This window comes from Shewanella sp. MF08487 (assembly GCF_050848685.1).
GTDB lineage: Bacteria > Pseudomonadota > Gammaproteobacteria > Enterobacterales > Shewanellaceae > Shewanella > Shewanella glacialipiscicola.
In genome coordinates this window covers 68,086-90,279 of record NZ_JBOZPB010000020.1, presented here as the reverse complement: position 1 = coordinate 90,279, position 22,194 = coordinate 68,086, and the positions used below count along the sequence as shown (strand labels likewise).

The 22,194-nt window shown below is 47.8% G+C and carries 14 protein-coding genes; 11 read left to right on the top strand and 3 right to left on the bottom strand.

Annotated features, from left to right (window positions below; translation table 11 throughout):
- Positions 1 to 5: 5 nt before the first annotated feature.
- Positions 6 to 1,484: a ketol-acid reductoisomerase gene (gene ilvC / locus ACRN9H_RS14150; protein ID WP_432314595.1), complete on the bottom strand. Its 1,479-nt coding sequence runs from the start codon at positions 1,482 to 1,484 to the stop codon at positions 6 to 8.
- A gap of 231 nt (positions 1,485 to 1,715) precedes the next feature.
- Between ilvC and ilvY the strand changes: the two genes are divergently transcribed.
- Positions 1,716 to 2,603, top strand: a complete 888-nt coding sequence (gene ilvY / locus ACRN9H_RS14145) for an HTH-type transcriptional activator IlvY (RefSeq protein ID WP_432314593.1) — start codon at positions 1,716 to 1,718, stop codon at positions 2,601 to 2,603.
- Positions 2,604 to 2,770: 167 nt separating this feature from the next.
- Here the strand turns inward: ilvY and ACRN9H_RS14140 are convergent, their stop codons facing one another.
- Positions 2,771 to 4,093: a hemolysin family protein gene (locus tag ACRN9H_RS14140; protein WP_432314591.1), complete on the bottom strand. Its 1,323-nt coding sequence runs from the start codon at positions 4,091 to 4,093 to the stop codon at positions 2,771 to 2,773.
- Between the two features lie 845 nt (positions 4,094 to 4,938).
- Here ACRN9H_RS14140 and ACRN9H_RS14135 point away from each other — a divergent pair.
- From ACRN9H_RS14135 to ACRN9H_RS14125, 3 genes are all read left to right on the top strand, one after another.
- The gene (locus ACRN9H_RS14135; RefSeq protein ID WP_432314589.1) at positions 4,939 to 6,465 is read left to right on the top strand and encodes a YifB family Mg chelatase-like AAA ATPase; all 1,527 of its coding nucleotides are present in this window, start codon (positions 4,939 to 4,941) and stop codon (positions 6,463 to 6,465) included.
- A gap of 109 nt (positions 6,466 to 6,574) precedes the next feature.
- Entirely contained in the window at positions 6,575 to 7,477 is a 903-nt protein-coding gene (locus ACRN9H_RS14130; RefSeq protein ID WP_432314587.1) for an acyltransferase, read from the top strand.
- A gap of 7 nt (positions 7,478 to 7,484) precedes the next feature.
- Positions 7,485 to 8,420, top strand: coding sequence for an acyltransferase (locus tag ACRN9H_RS14125; RefSeq protein ID WP_432314585.1), 936 nt, complete (start codon positions 7,485 to 7,487; stop codon positions 8,418 to 8,420).
- Between the two features lie 30 nt (positions 8,421 to 8,450).
- On the opposite strand, the gene ACRN9H_RS14120 is transcribed toward ACRN9H_RS14125, so the two are convergent.
- On the bottom strand, positions 8,451 to 8,921 hold the full coding sequence (locus ACRN9H_RS14120) for a DUF523 domain-containing protein (protein ID WP_432314603.1): 471 nt from the start codon (positions 8,919 to 8,921) through the stop codon (positions 8,451 to 8,453).
- 331 nt (positions 8,922 to 9,252) lie between these two features.
- Between ACRN9H_RS14120 and ACRN9H_RS14115 the strand changes: the two genes are divergently transcribed.
- The 7 genes from ACRN9H_RS14115 (at position 9,253) to ACRN9H_RS14085 (ending at position 22,164) form a co-directional block, all read left to right on the top strand.
- The gene (locus tag ACRN9H_RS14115; protein WP_432314583.1) at positions 9,253 to 10,038 is read left to right on the top strand and encodes a GntR family transcriptional regulator; all 786 of its coding nucleotides are present in this window, start codon (positions 9,253 to 9,255) and stop codon (positions 10,036 to 10,038) included.
- Between the two features lie 49 nt (positions 10,039 to 10,087).
- Positions 10,088 to 10,966 carry a methylisocitrate lyase gene (gene prpB / locus ACRN9H_RS14110; protein ID WP_432314581.1) on the top strand — a complete coding sequence of 293 codons (879 nt, stop codon included), beginning with the start codon at positions 10,088 to 10,090 and terminating at the stop codon, positions 10,964 to 10,966.
- A 134-nt stretch (positions 10,967 to 11,100) separates the two neighbouring features.
- Entirely contained in the window at positions 11,101 to 12,228 is a 1,128-nt protein-coding gene (gene prpC / locus ACRN9H_RS14105; protein WP_432314579.1) for a bifunctional 2-methylcitrate synthase/citrate synthase, read from the top strand.
- Positions 12,229 to 12,324: 96 nt separating this feature from the next.
- A complete protein-coding gene (gene acnD, locus ACRN9H_RS14100) occupies positions 12,325 to 14,928 on the top strand; it encodes a Fe/S-dependent 2-methylisocitrate dehydratase AcnD (RefSeq protein ID WP_432314577.1) in 2,604 nt (867 codons plus the stop codon).
- Positions 14,929 to 15,088: 160 nt separating this feature from the next.
- A complete protein-coding gene (gene prpF, locus ACRN9H_RS14095) occupies positions 15,089 to 16,312 on the top strand; it encodes a 2-methylaconitate cis-trans isomerase PrpF (RefSeq protein ID WP_432314575.1) in 1,224 nt (407 codons plus the stop codon).
- A gap of 55 nt (positions 16,313 to 16,367) precedes the next feature.
- Entirely contained in the window at positions 16,368 to 17,231 is an 864-nt protein-coding gene (locus tag ACRN9H_RS14090; protein WP_432314573.1) for an isocitrate lyase/PEP mutase family protein, read from the top strand.
- Between the two features lie 406 nt (positions 17,232 to 17,637).
- Complete coding sequence (locus ACRN9H_RS14085; protein WP_432314571.1) at positions 17,638 to 22,164, top strand: EAL domain-containing protein; 4,527 nt, start codon at positions 17,638 to 17,640, stop codon at positions 22,162 to 22,164.
- Positions 22,165 to 22,194: the final 30 nt, after the last annotated feature.

Below are 22,194 nucleotides of genomic sequence, written 5' to 3'. Positions count from 1 at the left end.
CTCAATTAGGCTTCAACAATGCTCTTCATATCAGTCATGTAACCGCGAAGCTCAGCGCCAACATATTCCACTGCCGTTTCACGAATCGCTTCGTTAACTGCGATGAGCGTGAGGTTGTCGACACCGGTTGCGCAGTCTTTCAGGCCAGCACCTAAATACTCAGATGACATGGCATTAACGTAGTCGCGCAGCATAGGTACGGCGGCGTGATTGAACAGGTAGCAACCGTATTCGGCGGTGTCTGAAATCACTACGTTCATTTCGTACAAACGCTTACGAGCAATCGTGTTAGCGATCAGTGGGGTTTCGTGCAGTGACTCGTAATAGGCCGACTCTTCCACGATACCCGCAGACACCATAGTGTCGAACGCCAGTTCCACACCCGCTTTGATCATAGCAACAAGGAAAATACCTTTGTCGAAATAGGTTTGTTCGTCGATATGCTCGCTCGATACGGGCGCATTTTCGAAACCTGTTTCGCCCGTTTCGGCTCTCCAACGCAGTAAGTTCGCATCATCGTTCGCCCAGTCTTCCATCATAGTGCGAGAGAATTCGCCGCTGATGATGTCATCCATGTGCTTTTCAAATAATGGCTGGAGGATTTCTTTTAAATCTTCTGCAATTTCAAATGCTTTAATCTTGGCTGGATTAGACAAACGGTCCATCATGTTAGTGATGCCGCCGTGTTTCAGCGCTTCAGTGACCGTTTCCCAACCTTGCTGGATAAGCTTGGCCGCATAACCTGGCTCAACGCCATCGGCGATCATTTTCTCATAACCTAAGATAGCGCCCGTCTGCAACATACCGCACAGAATGGTCTGCTCGCCCATTAGATCCGACTTCACTTCGGCGATAAAAGACGACAGTAGAACCCCTGCTCTGTCGCCACCGGTAGCGCTAGCGTAGGCTTTAGCAATCTCTAAGCCGTCACCATTTGGATCGTTTTCTGGGTGAACCGCAATAAGGGTTGGCACACCAAAACCACGTTTGTATTCTTCACGCACTTCAGTGCCAGGGCACTTAGGGGCAACCATCACCACAGTGATATCGGGACGAACTTGCATGCCCTCTTCAACAATGTTGAAGCCGTGTGAGTAAGACAAGGTAGAACCTTGCTTCATCAGTGGCATAACCGCATTCACCACATTTGAATGTTGTTTGTCTGGCGTTAGGTTAAGCACCAGATCTGCCGCTGGGATTAATTCTTCAAAGGTACCGACACGGAAACCATTGTCGGTGGCTTTTTGCCAAGAGGCACGTTTTTGCTCAATCGCTTCTGGACGCAGGGCAAAAGAGATATTCAGTCCAGAATCACGCATGTTCAAGCCTTGGTTAAGACCTTGAGCACCACAACCTAAAATAACAATATTCCAATCTTTAATGTAGTTACAGCCATCGCTAAACTCTGAACGATCCATAAAACGACATTGCCCAAGCTGTGCTAATTGTTGACGCAAATTCAGAGAGTTAAAATAGTTAGCCATCTGATATACCACCTATAAGTCAGAAATATTGGACGCAACCAAACTAACATAATGTTAAATAATGGTTGTGATTAAGGTCACTATAACCTATGCGTATCATTGCTTAAAATGATATATTCGGAACTTAATATTGCATTATTCGCAACGTCAGCCGCAATAACGCTCAGTAACACTGGCTGCAACATCGGCGGCAATATGCAGCACTCAAGCTCAGGCTAAACAGGATAAGTTATGGATATTCGTACCCTCAAATTGTACCTGCACTTATGTGACAGTTTACACTTCGCCAAGACCGCGGAGCAGATGCATGTGAGCCCATCGACCTTAAGCCGAGCCCTGCAAAGATTAGAAGAAGAAGTGAACGCTAAGCTGCTAGAGCGGGATAATCGCAGCGTGACCTTAACCCATGCGGGGCGTGAGTTTAAGCTGTTTGCCGAACAGACTTTGAATCATTGGGGGACACTTAAACACAGTATTAGCCTCAAGCAGGATGTGTTGCGCGGCCGGTTAAACCTGTATTGCTCGGTGACCGCTGCCTACAGTCATTTACCGGGTTTATTGGATTTATTCCGCCAAGAACATCCCTTCGTCGAAATCGCCTTAACCACGGGAGATGCGGCGAACGCACTGGTCGAAGTGCAGCAGAATCGCGCCGATATCGCCATCGCCGCCCTGCCCGATCCGTTTCCCAGCAGCTTACACTTTGCCAAAATCGACGATGTCCCGCTGTCGATTATCGCGCCGACTATCCGCTGCGCAGTACAGCAACAAGTTAGCCAAACGCCCATCGATTGGTCGAGCGTACCCTTTATCATCCCAGATCACGGCCCAGGACGGCGCCGCGCCGATAACTGGTTCAAACAAATGGGTATCAGCCCTAATATTTACGCCCAAGTGTCGGGCCAAGAAGCGATTGCCTCTATGGTGGCGTTAGGCTGCGGTATCAGCATGAGCCCAGTTGTGGTGATCAATAACAGCCCAGTGCGGGATCGTATTCAGCTATTATCGTCGCCCGTTACGATTGAGCCGTTCGAGTTAGGTTGCTGTTGTAGGGTAAAACGCTTAGCAGAACCCATCATCAATGCGTTTTTAGAAGTGATTCAAACGCCTGCGATGTGAAGAACCGAATCATTAATAAGAGATTGAATCAAACATAATGTAAACCCAAACGGTTTACGTAAAGCAGCGTTGGTGGGTGACGAGCATTAATTGCACCTAATGGTGATGTGACTCTGTACAGCTAAAATATTAGCCAACCTAAGTCACATCACCGCAGGTTAAATAGATTAAATATCAGGTGAATTGAGCTTGTCAGTAGCAATTGGGTCAATTCGAGTCACTAAGAGTTGGTCGACTTTATAAGAATCGATATCAACCACCTCAAACTTATAGCCAGCATAGTTAACAAAATCAGTACGCTTAGGGATTTTACGCAGCATATACATCATAAAACCAGCAATCGTTTCATAGTTTTGATTATGCGGAAACTCTTCAATGCCAAAGGCGCGCATCACGTCGGTAATCGGCGTGACACCATCGACTAGCCAAGAGTTATTATCACGGGCAATAATTTGCTCTTCACTCTCATGTAATGACCAAGCTCCCATTACCGCGCGCTGTAAATCGTTAGTAGTAACAATACCGACCACGAGGGCATATTCGTTAATCACTACCGCAAAATCGGCACGGCTATTTTTAAAGTATTCCATCGCCTCAGATAGGCTTAAAGTATCAGGAATAATCAAGGTGGTGTGGACTAAGCTGGTGTCCTTTAAGGTAATATTTTCACCATTAATCACACGAATTAATAGCTCTTTAGCATCGACAATTCCTTTGATCATATCGAGCTGACCATCACACACTAAAAATTTAGTGTGTGGATCTTCAGAAATCTTACGTTTGATATCTTCTTCGCTATCCTGCAGTAAAAAATACACTAAACTTTCGCGGGCTGTCATCGCTGATGTTACAGAAACGGTTTGCATTTCAAACACATTCTCCATCATCTGTTGATCGCCGCGATCAAGCACACCAGCCTCTGCACCCGCATTCATTACCGCATAAATATCATCTGAAGTGATAGCATCGTTACGAACGGTAGGAATTTGCAATAGTTTAAAAATGCCACTGGCCATGCCGTTAAAAAACCATACCAATGGGCGTAATAGCACAATACAGAAAGACATTGGCCCGACGACAGCTAACGCTACAGGCTCTGGCATTGCCATCGCAATGCGCTTCGGCATAAGGTCAGCCACCAAGATAAAGGCACTGGTTACCAACACAAACGAGAACAAAAAGCTCACTTGGCTAAGCCAAGGATCCGTTAACCAAGGCGCCAGCAGACTATGGAAATACGGCCGAAATGCCGACTCACCCACGATACCACCCATAATTGCTACCGCATTAAGCCCAATTTGCACCACAGTAAAAAAACTGCCTGGAACGGCTTGTAACTTCAGCACTTTTTCAGCTCGAGCATCACCTTCATCGGCTAACTGACGTAAACGGATTTTGCGGGAAGCAGCAAGCGAAATTTCTGACATAGAGAAGAAACAACTTGCGCCAATCAGGCACAATATAATCATCACGTTATCAAAGAGACTCATGTAACACCTTTCATTTAACACTGGACTAACTAGGACCGACCCGCGCTTTACTGCTCGCGTGTCAGCTGAATTCATTGTATTGGAGTAACATTTATTGGGTTAGGCGTCGCTCAAAAATCACATAAGCCGCGCTCTAGCGCGGATAAATAATCACTGAGATGGCAAGATGTAGCGTGCTATATATCTGCACTTGCTCAAGTTATGCGTGATTCAGCTCCGCAGTACACAAATCATACTGTAAGAGCCACCGCCAAAAGTCGACGACTCCCAGTGATATTGTCGCCTAATGTACTGAATATTATATTTTTAATTTTCGTTAGACTCATCGACACTAATACATTTTAGCTTAGTGGCTTAGTTATTGATCTGCTAGAACGCAGATAAAAACCAATAGCATTGACTACACTGATATGGTTTTAGCTATTATTTTAGCTTAGTCACATTACTTGAAAGACGTTCAGAATTGCAGTATAGACGCCACCACGAGTACACCACCATCTCGACAATCGGCGACGTATTATATCCGATTTATGGGCTAATATTCCTCAGCTTGAATAATTTTTTATCTGAAAGACAAACTAGCGGCGCGACCTCATATAAATGTTATCAATTATTTGGCTGTTATTCAGTGCTGCCTGTGGCGTTTAAAAAATCTACTTAGTCAACACTTAAGTGCGCCAATATCATCAGGCTAAAAGTATGCATTAATGGTATGTAAGTGTGCAGATCCACTAGCCCATAACGAATCCACACTTCGCTTGAATTCAGAGTCGATGGTAAAGCCATCATTCCATTAACTGCTACACTCAAATTCTGCGTGAAATGAACCACAAAAGGATTTGTTTATGGCAATTGCCTGCGTCACTACCCGAGCCAGTTGCGGGGTAGAAGCCCCGGAAGTCACTGTTGAAGTGCATCTCAGCAATGGCTTACCCGCATTTAATCTAGTGGGTTTACCTGAAGCCTCAGTGAAAGAAGCACGTGAGCGAGTACGTAGTGCATTGATTAATGCCGGATTTGAATTCCCGATGCGACGGATAACCGTTAACCTCGCGCCAGCAGATTTACCTAAGCAAGGTGGCCGCTACGATTTGCCCATAGCCGTAGGCATACTGGCGGCTTCGGAGCAAATTACGCTGAATAGCCTTAAAAATCTCGAGTTTGTCGGTGAGTTGGCGCTTTCTGGGCATATACGTTATTGCCAAGGATTATTACCCGCGATTATTGCGGCTAAACGCCAAGAGCATACTTTAATCCTGCCACTCGATAACCGTCACGATGCTGAGCTCGTCGGCTATCCCAAGGTATTATTTGGCTCGCACTTACAAAGCCTCGCCGCTTATTTACAAGGGCAAGCCCAGCTGCCCACATTAGCGCCGCAATTAGAATGGATAAGCCAAGAAACGCCCGAGTCCCATACTTGCCTAAGCGATGTGATTGGCCAATATCAGGCCAAACAAGCGCTCGAAATTGCCGCAGCGGGTAATCACAATCTATTGATGCTAGGGCCACCAGGCACGGGTAAAACCATGCTAGCCAGCCGTATGATGGCGTTATTACCCGCGCTCAATTATGAGGAAGCATTGGAAGTGGCAGCGCTGCATTCGGTTGCCGGACTCGACATTAAACCGCAACATTTTTTACAGCGGCCGTTTCGGGCGCCGCACCACACTAGTTCAGCTATTTCACTCGTGGGTGGCGGCAGTATTCCCAAACCCGGTGAAATCTCTCTGGCTCATCGTGGCGTATTGTTTTTGGATGAGGTCGCCGAATTTCCTCGAAAAGTCTTAGATTGCCTGCGCGAGCCGATGGAGACCGGCGAAGTGGTGATTTCCCGCGCCGCCGCTAAGCTGACATTTTTGAGTCGCTTCCAATTGATCGCGGCGATGAACCCCAGCCCGAGCGGCGATCTCGATAGTCAACACAGATCGAGCCCCGAACAGATTCAACGTTATCTCTCAAGGCTTTCGGGCCCATTTCTCGACCGCTTCGATTTAACCATTGAAGTACCCAAACTCCCCGCTGGCACCTTAACGCAAGCGGCGCCGCAAACAGAAACCAGCCAAGATATCGCCAAGCGGGTGAAACGAGCGCGTGAGCGGCAACTTGCCCGTGCCGGTGTGCTCAATAGTGAACTCACAGGAAAACAACTAAAAATCTTTAGCGGCATTAGCGACGCCGATTTAATCTTTTTAGAACAAAGCGTGGTAAAACTTGGCCTTTCGGTTCGCAGTTTCCATCGTATACAAAAGGTGGCGCGCACGATTGCCGATCTTGAACAAGCACCGAATACCGAACGCCGCCATCTTGCCCAAGCTTTAGGTTACCGTGCAATGGATAGATTACTCGCCCGCTTATCCCAACAATATTGAACTCGCATTGAAATAAATGTTAAACAAATGCACCCACAGCAGCGCCTAAGATTGAGCCAAACGCCGACACCGAGTAACATAGGCCTCCAATTTTTGTCAGGGGGCTCGGATGGGGACGCTGTTTTCACAATTCAAAGGCTGTATCGCATTTTTAGGCTACGTTGTTAATACTATCTTTTGGACTATCCCAATCGTATTGATCAGTTTTATAAAACTGATACCTATCAGCCTATTAAGGACTGCGACTAGCTATGTACTCGACTTTTGTGCCAGTGCATGGATTAGTGTGAATGGTGTGATTGAGCGTTGCTTACATCCCGTTAACATAGAGCTGAGCGGCGACACCGACTTTTCTACTAAAGAGTGGTATATGGTCATTGCCAATCACCAGTCTTGGGTCGATATCTTGATCCTACAGCGAGTTTTTAACCGAAAAATCCCTTTTTTAAAGTTTTTTCTCAAGCAAGAATTAATTTTTGTGCCGATTTTAGGCTTAGCCTGGTGGGCACTTGATTTCCCCTTTATGCGTCGTTACAGCACGGCACAGTTGCGTAAAAATCCTAAGTTAAAGGGTAAGGATATTGAAATCACACGTAAAGCCTGTGCTAAGTTCAAGGCTAAGCCAGTGAGTGTGATGAACTTTGTCGAAGGCACGCGCTTCAGTAAAGCTAAACATCAAAAGCAAAACTCACCGTTCCAACACCTATTAAAACCTAAAGCCGGCGGCATGGCTTTTGCGCTATCGGCCATGGGTGAACAGATCCACAAGTTAGTCGATGTCTCCATTTACTACCCAGACACAGTGCCCACTTATTGGGACTACCTAACAGGCAAAATGCCCCGCGTTAAAGTACACATTAAGGTGTCGGACATTGATCCCGCCATGCGCGGCGATTATATGAATGATCGTGATTTTAAAATTAGCTTCCAAGAACAGTTGAATCAAATATGGTTAGCTAAAGATCAAGTGTTAAGCCAACTGGCTAGCCAAACGAATAAAGAACAAAGGTAACGCCATTATGTTAAATTTCTTGCCTGGGCCAATGTTGTTTATAATCAGTTTGAGCCTACTGATTATAAACACCTTTATATGGAGTTCGCTTATCAGCCTTGGCGGGTTAGTGAAAATCGTGATGCCTACGCAAGGTGCGCGTAATGCGGTGTCTACCGTTATGAATCGTTTCATGTGGGCTTGGGCCAGTTGCAATGGCGGTATTCTGTTTTTGATCGCTAAAATTGAATGGGATGTACAAGGGCTCGAAGGGCTGGATAAAAACAGTTGGTATTTACTGATCAGCAACCATCTCAGTGGGTTTGATATCGCCGCGCAAACTTATGTATTGCGTAACCATATTCCAATGCTGAAGTTCTTCCTCAAAAATGAGCTAATGTATGTGCCGATTATGGGCCTAGGCTGTTGGGCGCTCGATATGCCATTTATGAATCGAACCAGTCCAGCAAAACTGAAGAAGAATCCAAAGCTTAAGGGTAAAGATTTAGAGACGACGCGCCGCGCCTGTGAAAAATTCAAAAAAATGCCCACATCGATTATTAACTATGTAGAGGGCAGCCGTTTTACCAAAGAGAAGCATCAGCGCCAAAATTCACCCTATAGACACTTATTGCGCCCTAAAGCCGGCGGCATCGCTTTTACCCTATCAGCTATGGGTGAGCAATTTACCAATCTACTCGACATGACTATTGTGTATCCCGATGCGCCTGAGGATATTCTGTTTGGAGTGATGAACGGTAAAGTGAGTAAGATTATTGTACGAATCAACGCTCTGCCCGTACCTCAGGTTGACCCAGCACGTTATTTTTCTGAGTCTGAGTACCGCGTCGAATTCCAGCGCTGGTTAAATCAAATATGGGCTGAGAAAGATCAACAAATTGATGACTTACTGCGCGCACATCAAAATCCTACCACCAGCACTAATCATACTCACATTCAATAACGAACGAATTAAATCACAAACAGAAAAGGCTCAAACAGCGGCCGTCTCCAGCTTTGCTACATATGCCGCAGCAGTGACTAACTCAAATTCATTAAAGACGGTTATCCCTGCGGCGCTGAGTTTTTCAGCCGTTAATCCCTGTCCCGCAATTAATTGCTTCGCAAATTGACCATCGTAAATCTGCTTATTACCACAGGATGGACTACGGGCTTTTAGGATCGCCACTTTAATCCCTTCTTGCTGCGCCAGCTTTAGGGCGAGATCGGCTCCCAGACTAAAAGCGTGGGTCACATCCTCACCCTGAGCGGTTAAGATACGCTGCCCAACCCGCTCAGCAGGCGGTCTGGGTGTCGGCAAACCGCCTGCACATTCGGGACAAATCGCTACAATCCGCCCTTGCTCAAGCCACGTCTGTACAAGTTCGCTCTCCATCAAGTTATGACCACCGTCGTAGCGCACCGCTTGCCCGAGTAAACAACTGCTCACTAACACTTTTTCCACTATCATCCCCAAATGTCTCATTCCGCCCATAGCATAACGCGAAGGACAAACAGGCAAAAATGCATTTGGACGATTTCCCCCAAAGCCATCAACACCAGCAACAAGAACGGACGGCGAAAACCACTTCATTGTTGACAATTTAATATTTAAAAATTCATAAGCTAAAATATTAAAAACGAACAAATTAAAATAAAACCATAAAAATCAAAACAATAAATAAAAAGCAATTAGAATGTAGACTTACGTCTAAGTAAACACATTGTTGACAATCCACTGAGAGAGGGCTATTTTTTACCCATTGTCGACAATCCTATGAATAGTGATGCGCTCTATGTTGAAGCAAGACACCACGTTCGTTTCTGATGACACACATGTTTCCCACCTGCATCATGTTTCCCACCTGCATAAGGTCAAATCGACTTCGGCAGATAAAACGTCGATCACACTCGCCGATCAAATTTTGGTGCAGATCCAAACCAGCATCATCAAGGGCGAGCTGCCTGCGGGCAGTAAAATTAACGAGCAAGCGCTGGCCGAAAAATACGGTATCAGCCGCGGCCCGACCCGCGAAGCCCTGCAAACCTTAGAAAGACAACGTTTAGTGGTGCGTGCGCCCCATGTTGGCGCCCGCGTCGCTCAGCTGACAGTTAGCGAACTTAACGATTTATATCAACTGCGTAGCGTGCTTGAAGGTATGGCCTGCGAGCTCGCCGCCAGTCGCATCACCCTTGAGCAGTTAGCCAAGTTAGAAGATTTACTCGCCTGCCAAGATGCCGCGCTCGCAAAGGGTGATACCTACTTCCAAGAAGAAGGCGACGTCGATTTTCACTACCAAATCATTCAAGCCAGTGGCAATAAACACTTACAGGAAACCCTAGTCGGCGGTCTGTATCACTTGCTACGTATGTATCGTTACCAATGCACTAATAAAAATCGCCCTGTAAAAGCGATTGCCGAGCACAGACGCATAGTCGAGGCCATTGCCCAGCGCGATGGGGAGTTGGCGAGTTTGCTGATGCGTCGCCATATCGAACAGGGGCGTAAAAATACCGAATTACGCTTAATTGAATTGCAAGCCAATGCCGCCGCAAAAGAAACCTTAGTGAACATCAGCTAAGTTCTTACGGCTCACATGCCAAACAATGGATAAATAGAAGGACAAGACCATGACCCAAAGCGCAGGATTACGTTTTCGCCAAGCTCTTGCTAAGGCTAAACCGTTACAAATCGTTGGCACCACCAATGCCTATTTTGCCTTGATGGCAGAGCAAACTGGCTTCCAAGCCTTGTATCTTTCGGGCGCTGGCGTTGCCAATGCTTCCTACGGTTTGCCTGACTTGGGCATGACCTCAATGAATGACGTGCTGATTGATGCCGGCCGCATCACCTCCGCCACGCAGGTGCCTTTATTGGTCGATATCGATACTGGTTGGGGCGGCGCATTCAATATTGCTCGCACCATCAAAGAATTTGAAAAAATCGGCGTCGCCGCTGTACACATGGAAGACCAAGTGTCGCAAAAACGTTGCGGCCACAGACCTAACAAAGCGGTTGTGAGCATAGAAGAAATGGTCGATCGCATTAAAGCGGCCGTTGATGCCCGTATCGATCCTAACTTTGTCATTATGGCACGTACCGATGCGGTTGCCGTTGAAGGTGTAGAAGCGGGTATTGAACGCGCTCAAGCTTATATTGCCGCCGGTGCCGACATGATCTTCGCCGAAGCCTTAACTGAGCTAGACCAATATCGCCACTTTAAAGCGCAAGTCAAAGCACCGATTTTGGCCAACATGACTGAATTTGGTCAAACCCAATTGTTCAATAAAGAAGAACTCGCGCAGGCGGGCGCCGACATGGTGCTTTATCCACTCGGTACTTTCCGTGCAGCCAACCAAGCGGCACTGAACGTGATGCAAGCGCTGATGAATGATGGTCATCAACGCAACGTGCTCGACACTATGCAAACTCGTAACGATTTGTATAAATACTTGGGCTACCACGCCTTTGAAGACAAGTTAGATCAACTGTTTAGCCAAGATAAATAACTGGCTAACTGCACCCTACAATGCAGCGTAAACAGGAAGTACAACCTTAACCAATAAATGTTGACGTATTAGCACCTTACCTAAACTGCAATGCATCAACGACAACCAAACAGAGTTAACGGAAGGGAAACATTATGTCAGAAGCTAAAAAACTAAGCGGTGCAGGATTACGTGGCCAGAGCGCAGGCGAAACCGCATTAAGCACAGTGGGCGTGTCAGGCTCGGGCCTAACGTACCGCGGTTATGATGTGAAAGATCTCGGTGAAAATGCCACCTTCGAAGAAGTCGCCTACCTTATTCTTTACGGCGAGCTGCCCACTCAAGCCCAGCTTGATGCCTACAAAACCAAACTCAAAGGCCTTCGCGGTCTGCCGCAAGCATTAAAAGAAGTATTGGAGCGCATTCCAGCAGACACTCATCCTATGGATGTGATGCGTACTGGCTGCTCTATGCTAGGTAACTTAGAAGCCGAGCACAGCTTTAGCCAACAAAGTGAAATATCTGACCGCTTACTGGCTGCATTCCCATCGATTATTTGTTACTGGTATCGCTTTAGCCACGATGGCGTGCGTATTGAAACCGAAACTGATGACGCCCAAATTGGCGCGCACTTCTTACATTTGTTACACGGTAAAGCGCCGTCGGCACTGCATGCAAAAGTGATGGATGTGTCGTTAATTCTTTATGCAGAACATGAATTTAACGCATCAACCTTTACCGCTCGCGTATGTGCTTCCACCCTGTCAGATATGCATTCATGCGTCACTGGGGCGATTGGTTCACTGCGCGGTCCGCTGCATGGCGGCGCGAACGAAGCGGCGATGGAACTCATTCAAGATATGAAAGATGAAGCCGATGCGCGCGACATCTTAATGGGCAAACTCGAGCGTAAAGATAAGATCATGGGCTTTGGCCACGCGATTTACCGCGAGTCTGATCCCCGTAATGCCATCATCAAAGAATGGTCAGAAAAACTGGCTGCCGCCAACGGTGACGACCGTCTATACCGCGTATCGGTTGCCTGTGAAGCCCTGATGTGGGAACAGAAAAAACTCTTCTGTAATGCAGATTTTTTCCACGCCAGCGCGTACCACTACATGGACATTCCGACTAAGTTGTTCACGCCTATCTTCGTGTGTTCACGGGTAACGGGCTGGGCTGCGCACGTGATGGAGCAACGCTCTAACAACCGCATCATCCGCCCAAGTGCCGATTATGTGGGCGTAGCGCCACGCAAAGTCGTCCCCATTGCCAACCGTTAAGCCAAGCTAACGACTCTTGGCGCGAGACTTCTGTTAAAGAAATGTCTGTGAATAGACAGTCTCGCGCCAACTTCATTTTCCGAAATGGATGATGTTATGAACACTGCTATGAATACCCAATATCGCAAGCCCTTACCCGGCACTAAGCTTGATTATTTCGACACCCGCGAAGCCATAGAAGCGATCGCTCCCGGCTCGTACGCCAAGCTACCTTATACCTCGCGCGTACTCGCTGAAAACTTAGTCCGTCGCTGCACACCTGCGGACTTAACCGCCTCGCTGAAACAAATTATCGAATCTAAGCAAGAACTGGATTTCCCTTGGTTTCCTGCCCGCGTGGTCTGCCACGACATTTTGGGGCAAACCGCCTTAGTTGACCTTGCAGGCCTGCGTGATGCGATTGCCGCTAAAGGTGGCGACCCTGCCAAAGTAAACCCTGTTGTACCAACACAACTCATTGTGGATCACTCACTCGCCGTTGAGTTTGGTGGTTTTGATAAAGACGCCTTTGCCAAAAACCGCGCTATCGAAGACAGACGCAACGAAGACAGATTCCACTTTATTGATTGGACGCAAAAAGCCTTTAAAAACATAGATGTTATCCCTCAGGGTAACGGCATCATGCACCAAATTAACTTAGAGCGTATGTCGCCTGTGGTGCATTCACGCAATGGCGTGGCCTTCCCAGATACCTTAGTCGGCACCGACAGCCACACGCCGCACGTTGATGCTCTGGGCGTTATCGCCATTGGTGTTGGCGGCTTAGAAGCCGAAAGCGTGATGCTGGGGCGCGCATCGTACATGCGCCTGCCGGACATTATCGGTGTCGAGCTCACGGGCAGGCCACAGCCTGGCATTACGGCTACCGATATCGTATTGGCCTTGACCGAGTTTCTACGCGCACAAAAAGTCGTCTCCTCTTACTTAGAGTTCTTCGGTGAAGGCGCAGCAGCGCTGACACTTGGCGATCGCGCCACGATTTCAAACATGACGCCTGAATTTGGCGCCACCGCAGCCATGTTCTACATCGACCAGCAAACCCTTGATTATTTGACCTTAACGGGCCGCGAAGCCGAGCAAGTTAAACTGGTTGAAACCTATGCCAAAACCGCAGGTTTATGGGCCGACAGCTTGACCGAAGTGCACTATCCACGCGTATTACGTTTTGATTTATCCTCGGTAGTGCGCACCATTGCAGGGCCATCAAACCCACACGCACGGGTGCCAACATCAGAGCTTGCTGAGCGTGGAATTAGCGGCGTAATCGAAAACGAGCCTGGCTTAATGCCCGATGGCGCAGTGATTATCGCGGCAATTACCAGCTGCACGAATACCAGTAACCCGCGCAACGTGATTGCAGCGGGTCTGATTGCCCGCAACGCCAACGCCAAAGGCTTAAGCCGCAAACCTTGGGTCAAAACCTCACTCGCGCCCGGCTCAAAAGCAGTGCAGTTGTATTTGGAAGAAGCCAAGTTATTGCCTGAGCTTGAACAACTCGGTTTTGGCATTGTTGGTTTTGCCTGCACAACGTGTAACGGCATGAGCGGCGCGCTGGATCCTGTGATTCAAAAAGAAGTGATCGACCGCGACTTGTACGCCACTGCTGTGTTATCGGGTAACCGTAACTTTGATGGCCGTATTCACCCCTATGCCAAACAAGCCTTTTTGGCCTCGCCGCCATTGGTCGTCGCCTACGCGATAGCTGGCACCATACGTTTCGATATCGAAAAGGATGTGCTGGGATTAGATCATGATGGCAATCCAGTCAAACTTATCGACATTTGGCCATCGGATGAAGAAATCGATGCCGTGATTGCGACCAGTGTTAAACCTGAGCAGTTCCGCAAAGTGTACGAGCCCATGTTCGATTTAGCCGTCGATTACGGCGAGCAAATCAGCCCGCTGTACGATTGGCGTCCGCAATCTACTTATATTCGCCGCCCTCCTTACTGGGAAGGCGCATTGGCAGGTGAACGCGCACTCAAGGGCATGCGACCACTGGCGGTGCTAGGTGACAACATCACCACAGACCATTTATCGCCGTCGAACGCCATTATGCTCGACAGCGCCGCGGGCGAATACCTGCACAAAATGGGCTTGCCGGAGGAAGACTTTAACTCCTACGCCACCCACAGGGGCGATCACTTAACCGCCCAACGCGCAACCTTTGCCAATCCCAAGCTTAAAAACGAGATGGCAATCGTTGACGGTAAAGTGCAACAAGGTTCACTAACGCGTATCGAGCCCGAAGGCCAAGTGACCCGCATGTGGGAAGCGATTGAAACCTATATGGAACGTAAGCAGCCGCTGATCATCATAGCGGGCGCAGACTACGGCCAAGGATCGTCGCGCGACTGGGCCGCCAAAGGCGTGCGTTTAGCGGGCGTTGAGGCCATTGTTGCCGAAGGTTTCGAGCGCATTCATCGCACTAACTTAGTGGGTATGGGCGTATTGCCGCTGGAATTTAAAGCCGGTGACAACCGCGCCACCTATGGTATAGACGGCACAGAAGTGTTCGATGTCCTCGGCACGCCAGCGCCACGAGCGGATTTAACCGTCGTTATCACCCGTAAAAACGGTGAGCGCATCGAAGTGCCAGTAACCTGTCGCCTCGATACCGCCGAAGAAGTCTCGATCTATGAAGCAGGCGGCGTATTGCAACGCTTCGCGCAGGACTTTCTCGAATCGAATCAGGCTTAAATCGAATCTTGTTTGAGTCGAGTCTTGAATCAAGGCTCGGCTCAAGTAAAACGCGAATATCAGCTAAAGATAAGCTAGCGAAACCGAGCGCCAATAACTTCCCCAATTAAGTTACTGGCGCTCATTTGGATTCCATTGGGAGTCCTTTTGGAGTCAATCTATGAATGCTTCAACACCCCACGCGCCGCAAATCAAAGTTGCTGCGACCTATATGCGCGGCGGCACCAGTAAAGGCGTGTTTTTCCGGCTGCAGGATTTGCCTAAAGCCGCACAAGTTGCCGGCCCTGCTCGTGATGCGCTACTGCTGCGAGTGATTGGCAGCCCAGATCCTTACGGCAAACAAATTGATGGCATGGGTGCTGCCACCTCAAGTACCAGTAAAACCGTGATCCTCTCCCCTAGCACCCAAACCGATCACGATGTCGATTACCTGTTCGGCCAAGTGGCCATCGATAAACCCTTTGTCGATTGGAGTGGTAACTGCGGCAACTTAACCGCCGCCGTCGGCGCCTTTGCCATCAGCAATGGCTTAATTGATACGGCCCGCATTCCACACAATGGCATCTGCACTGTGCGTATTTGGCAAGCCAACATAGGCAAAACCATTATCGCCCATGTACCCATCACCCAAGGTGAAGTGCAAGAAACAGGGGATTTTGAGCTCGATGGTGTGACCTTTCCCGCGGCCGAAGTGCAAATCGAATTTATGAATCCGGCTGCGGACGAAGATGCCAATTCTAACGGAGGGAGTGGCAGCATGTTCCCGACCGGCAATGTTGTTGATGTGCTAGAAGTGCCGGGTATTGGCAGCGTTAAGGCCACTATGATTAACGCTGGCATTCCCACCATTTTTATCAATGCTGAGGACTTAGGCTACACAGGCACTGAGCTGCAGGATGATATTAACAGCGACACGGCGGCACTGGCTAAATTTGAAACCATTCGCGCCTATGGCGCTGTGCGTATGGGCTTGATTTCGCATATAGATGAAGCGATTACGCGCCAACATACGCCCAAGGTCGCCTTTGTTGCTAAACCCAAAGCCTATGTGTCATCGAGCGGCAAACCCGTCAATACCGATGATATCGACTTGCTCGTGCGCGCGCTGTCGATGGGCAAACTGCACCACGCCATGATGGGCACGGCAGCAGTGGCAATTGGCACAGCAGCAGCAATCCCCGGTACCTTAGTTAACTTAGCCGCTAGCGGAGACACTAAGGACAAAATAGATGCGGTGCGTTTTGGTCATCCCTCAGGCACGCTGCGTGTTGGGGCTGAGGCGTCAATGGTCAACGGCGAATGGACAGTTGTTAAAGCCATTATGAGCCGCAGCGCCCGCGTGCTAATGGAAGGTTTTGTGCGAGTACCGAGCGAGTGTTTCTAATCGTTTATCTGGTTTTAGATTCAATCGCTAAAGGCGCACAAGGAAGAGGATTCAAATGAAAAAAACAACGGCATTACGACAAATGCTCAGTGGTAGCGATATTCACGTCGCCCCCGGTGTTTACGATGGTATGACGGCACGTTTAGCCGAACAGGCGGGGTTTAAGCTGATTTATGCCAGTGGCGGCGCGATTGCGAGAAGTTGTGGTTTCCCCGATATAGGCATGCTGAGCTTTAGCGAAGTGTTGCATCGACTTGAGCAAATGGTCGAAGTGACCCAAGTGCCCATCATAGCGGATGCAGATACTGGGTTTGGTAATGCCATCAACGTGAGCCGCACAGTAAAAGCCTTTGAGCGAGCGGGTGTCGCAGCATTGCACTTGGAAGATCAAACCTTTCCAAAGCGCTGCGGCCATCTGAATGATAAATCTTTGGTGAGTACCCAAGAAATGGTGCACAAGATCCGTGTCGCTAAGGACAGCCAAACTGACCCAGATTTTATCTTAATTGCTCGCACTGATGCGATCGCTGTTGAAGGATTCGACGCTGCAATGGAGCGCTCACATGCGTATTTAGCAGCGGGGGCCGACGTGATTTTTGTCGAAGCGCCCGAAACCGTTGAGCAAATTGAATTGATCGCTAAGCATATTAAGCAGCCTAAGCTCATCAATATGTTCCACAGTGGTAAAACACCGCTGGTGTCGAAGGACAGACTGCAAGCATTGGGATACAAGTTCATTATTATTCCCTCTGACTTACAACGAGCGACTATCCATGCTTGTCAGCACACCTTACGCACGATTCTCGAGCAGGGTGACAGTGGCAGAATTGCCGAACAGATGGTGTCGTTTGCAGAGCGAGAACGGATCATAAATACACAAGCATATTTGGATATTGACCTCGGCTATGGGCGTAACTGAGTCAATGCAAGTTTAACCCTGCCATCTAAACGCTAAAACAGTTCAACCAAAGACCTTGCTTCTCCCCCTTCCGGCAAGGTCTTTTTCTATTCCCCTTCATGATTTTAGTGACTCTGCGCACTGGTTTTCGCTGCATTTGTCGCAGCATCATATGTTGGCCTATCTTAAACAGTGCTAAGATTCTTAAGCTTAAACACGGGAAAAAAAGCTCGTCATAACCAGCACAAAGACACTAAAACAGCATATTTGAGCTATCGCATGATCGATGACTGAATCGCGCCCATCGATTTTGGTTGTTTTTAAACCAAGTCAGCAATTTAAGCTAAAGTTTTTACAACAAAATGGCATTTAAGGTCTAGGCTAAGAACTAAACTAAATAGAAACCTAATCAGGATGGGTCCGTTTTTTGGTAGGGGAAAATTTGAGTCAACTAATCCACAAGCTAGTGCTAGGCGCGCTTTGTATCCTAAGTTTGTGGGGGATCTCGTGCAATGGATTAGCGCAACCATTGAGCGCGGCTTTCACGCAGCTTAAATTTGAACATATTCGCAGTGAAGATGGTCTCAACCAGAATACGATTACCAGCCTGTTTATGGACAGTGCTGGCATGTTGTGGATTGGTACTCAAGATGGTTTGCATGCATACAACGGTCATAACTTCACCATTTTTACCCATTCCCCCAACGATCCTAGCAGTATTTCAGAAAGTTATGTCTCTGACATTATTCAAGATTCAGAAGGCTACATTTGGGTTTCCACATTCAGCCAAGGGGTCAATCGACTCGATTTGAGTACAGGGACCTTTGAGCACTTTGGCCAAGAACAAGGTCTGACCGATCCCCGCACCACCAAACTCAGCATAGTGGGTAATACACTCTGGATTGGTACTAAAGCAGGACTATTTTCCCTATCGACCAAAACCAAACGCATTACCCAAGTGAGTTTAGGTAATAGCGTCGAGCCCTATATCACTAGCTTAGCCAATGTTGAAAACACGTACCTGCTGGCAGGTACCCAAGATAGCGGCACCTTTGCCGCCAGTGCGAATACCATCACTCGCTTAAACGTGCCGCAAAATGTCACCACCTATCAAATTCGGGCGAACTCGGCCTACTCGATCACTTTAGCCCTAGGTGGACAACTATGGCACTACAACTTGGCCTCGCAGCAGGGCGAAATCCTTTGGCAGACTGACGATAACGTGCCTTACATTAAGGATTTTATCCAAACCGAACAGGGTGACTTTTGGGTCGTCGGGCCTGAAGCGGGTCTCATTCAACTCGAGAAAAATGATAATTTATTCACAGCGACCTACCATAGATACGATCCTAAGCGCACCAACAGTATCAGTGAAAATAACATACTGAGTTTACTACAAGATCCCTTTGGCAACTTATGGCTAGGCGCCAGTTATTCGGGATTAGATAAAATTAATACCCGTCGCCAGTATTTTCAGCATATTTTCGAATACACCACTGAGCTGTCGCAACAGAGCAACAATATTCGCACCTTATTCCGCAGCAAAGATAATGCCCTTTGGATAGGCACTGAAGGCGCAGGGCTTAAGCGCATATTAGCCGATGGAAAATATGAGCATTATACGGAGCTATTTGCGAACGCCTTAGGAATGCATCAACGCAATTTAAACCTCATCCTGCGAGATATTGATCAAGACAAAGCTGGCGTGCTCTGGTTTGCCACTAACTATGGACTCGGTCGGCTGTCGCCAGAGGGCGATTTCCAATTACTCAAGGTCACTACAAGTACGGACCAAGGCTCTGAAGCCAATTATATTCGCAATCTAGACATTGATGATCAAGGTCTTCTCTGGGTAGCAACGACCCATGCCATCTATCGCAAAGCTATAGATACCGATGAGTTTACTTTTATCTCATTGGCAAATATTGATCATTTCTATCCGGCACAAAACCAGCTTTTAATCCTAAGAGCACACAAAGATACGCTTTGGATAGGCACACTCAATGGCCTGCTGAAACTGGATATGAAAACGGGGATAGGTAAATCTTACTTCCATCAATCCTCTAATAAGAAAAGCTTAATCAACAACCGTGTCCGCGATATTTTGGTGACTCAGGCGGGTGAGGTATGGTTCGCCACCCATGGCGGGATCAGTAAGTTATCTTCCCAAGGTGCCGATGCAGGCTTTACTCATTACACCCGCGAGCAGGGATTACCAAGCGATACCATCTACGCCTTACTTGAGGACCAAGAACATAACATTTGGTTTAGCAGCAATGCCGGCATAGGTAAACTTAACCCTAAAACCAATCGCATCATCATATTCAACGAACAAGAAGGTTTGCAGGCACTGGAGTTTAACGGCGGCGTAAAACTGCAGGACAGCGATGGCGATCTCTGGTTTGGTGGCATTAACGGCATCAATCGTTTCAATCCCCAGTCGATTCCAGATCAACGACCCGATGTTAAAGTCGCACTCACTGGCTATAGCATTGCGGGAAAAGGCCACACGATTCTCGATTTAAGCCGCCCCCCTAGCATAGTGATGGACTATAGCGATCAGCTAATCAGTTTTGAGGTGACCTCATTGGATTTCAGCTACACGGGTAAAAACCGTTTCAGCTATTATCTCGAGGGATTTGATAACGAATGGCATGAGCTACCCACAGGCAATGAAATCACCTTCACTAACATCAATTCTGGCCATTACCGATTACATGTTCGTCATGGGCTGCAATACAACTCAGAAGGTGCCTACGCGCTGCTTGTCGATCTGAATGTACAAGCCCCCTTCTATCGCACTCAATTCGCCTACATCCTTTATTTCTTACTCACTTTAGGACTGCTGGCTTGGGTCATTCTCTGGCGTAAAAAGAAACATCAAATACAACGTGAATTTGAAACCAGCATTCGCGCCTCAGAGGAGCGGCTAAAACTGGCACTTTGGGCGTCTGGCGATGGCATGTGGGACTGGAACATAGCCGAAAACCAAGTCTATCGTACCAATATGGACTCTTCTATTCCCCATTGGAACAGCAGCAATATTGTCCATGAGAGCATGCACTCAGAAGACAGAGAGAGATTCAAACTTGAGCTAAACGAGCACCTTCAAGGCCGCTCGCCTTTCTTCGAAGCCGAGTACCGTGTCGAACGCTCACCGGGTAATTGGGTGTGGATTTTAGACCGTGGCAAAGTGGTTGAAAAAGATAGCCTAGATAACCCAATCCGCATGACAGGGACTAATCGTAATATCACCTCTCGTAAACTGATTGAGAACGAGCTGGTATTGTCCTCGCAAGTGCTCAACAGTATGAATGAAGCGGTTGTCGTTGCGGGCCTAGACTATCGCATTCGCTCGGTTAACCCTGCCTTTTGTGCCATTACTGGCTACACAGAGCGCCAAATCACCGACAGGCATTTCATTCATTTAGCCTTTGGGCGCCAACAGCGTGAATTGTTCAATACTATTGAACAACAGCTACTGCGCCATAAACATTGGGTCGGGGAACTGTGGATCCGCAATAAACAACGGCAGGCGATTTTAGTCTGGCTTGAGATCAACCAAGTTATCGATATTAAAGGTGAAACCAGTCACTTCGTCGCGGTATTTACCGACATCACACAGCGGAAAAAAGCCGAAGAAGATCTGCGTTTCCTCGCCAGTTTCGACACCTTAACGGGCCTGCCAAACCGAACCTTATTCCAAGACAGGCTCAATCACGCGATAACCCAAGCGCATAGGGCGAACAATATCGTCGCCTTACTGTTTTTAGATCTTGACCGCTTTAAACATATCAACGACTCCATGGGGCATCATGTCGGCGATTTACTGCTCAAAGCGGTAGCCAGAAGACTGCAAAATGCAGTGCGCGATGGCGATACGGTCGCACGCCTAGGCGGTGATGAATTTACCATTATTTTAGAAGGGGTGGCGAAAACCAAAGCCGCTACTTTGATCTCAGAAAAAGTACTCAGAGCATTCCAAACGCCCTTCTTATTGGACGATAAAACGCTAACCATTTCGACCTCCATCGGCATCAGTCTCTATCCAAACGATGCTGACAATGCTGACTCGCTGATTAAATTTGCCGATACAGCCATGTACCACGCGAAATCCTCAGGTAGAAATAACTTCCAGTTTTATACTTCTAAGTTAAATGAAATTGCCACTCGCCATGTGCAACTCGAAAGTGGGCTAAAAGAGGCGATTCAGCGCAACGAATTGAGCTTAGTTTATCAACCTAAGTTCTGTTTAAAGGATGGTTCACTCACTGGGATAGAAGCGCTTTTACGTTGGCATCACACTGAACTTGGCCCAATTTCCCCCGTCGAGTTTATTCCGCTGGCGGAAGAAACCGGCATCATCACCCAAATTGGCCATTGGGTGATCAATCAAGCCTGCCAGCAATTAGCCGAATGGAACAGCTTAGGATTCAATGGTATCACTGTCGCCGTTAACCTATCGGCTCGCCAACTTAAGGCCGATATTATCTCCACTATAGAAGTTGCCTTGGCAGTATCAGGTCTCCCGGCACAATCCCTTGAGCTTGAACTGACAGAGTCGATGATCATGGGCAATCCGCAGGAGTCGGTCAGCATTTTATCTAAACTCAAAGCCCTAGGCTTGACCATAGCGGTGGATGATTTTGGGACAGGTTATTCGAGCCTAAGTTATCTCAAACGCTTCCCGATAGACACGCTGAAAATCGATCGAGAGTTCGTCAGAGATATTACAAATGATCCCGACGATGCGGCCATCACCAGCGCTATTATCGCCCTCGCCCACAGTTTAGACCTGAACGTTGTCGCCGAAGGCGTAGAGACCCAAGAACAACTCAACTTCTTGGCGATGCAGGGTTGCGATCAAGTACAAGGTTTCTTACTCAGTAAACCCTTAAGTGCCGCGGATTTTTTAACTTTACTCAAGAATCAATCTAAGCCACAGCCGATTTGATTTGATTTGATTTGATTTGATTTGATTTGA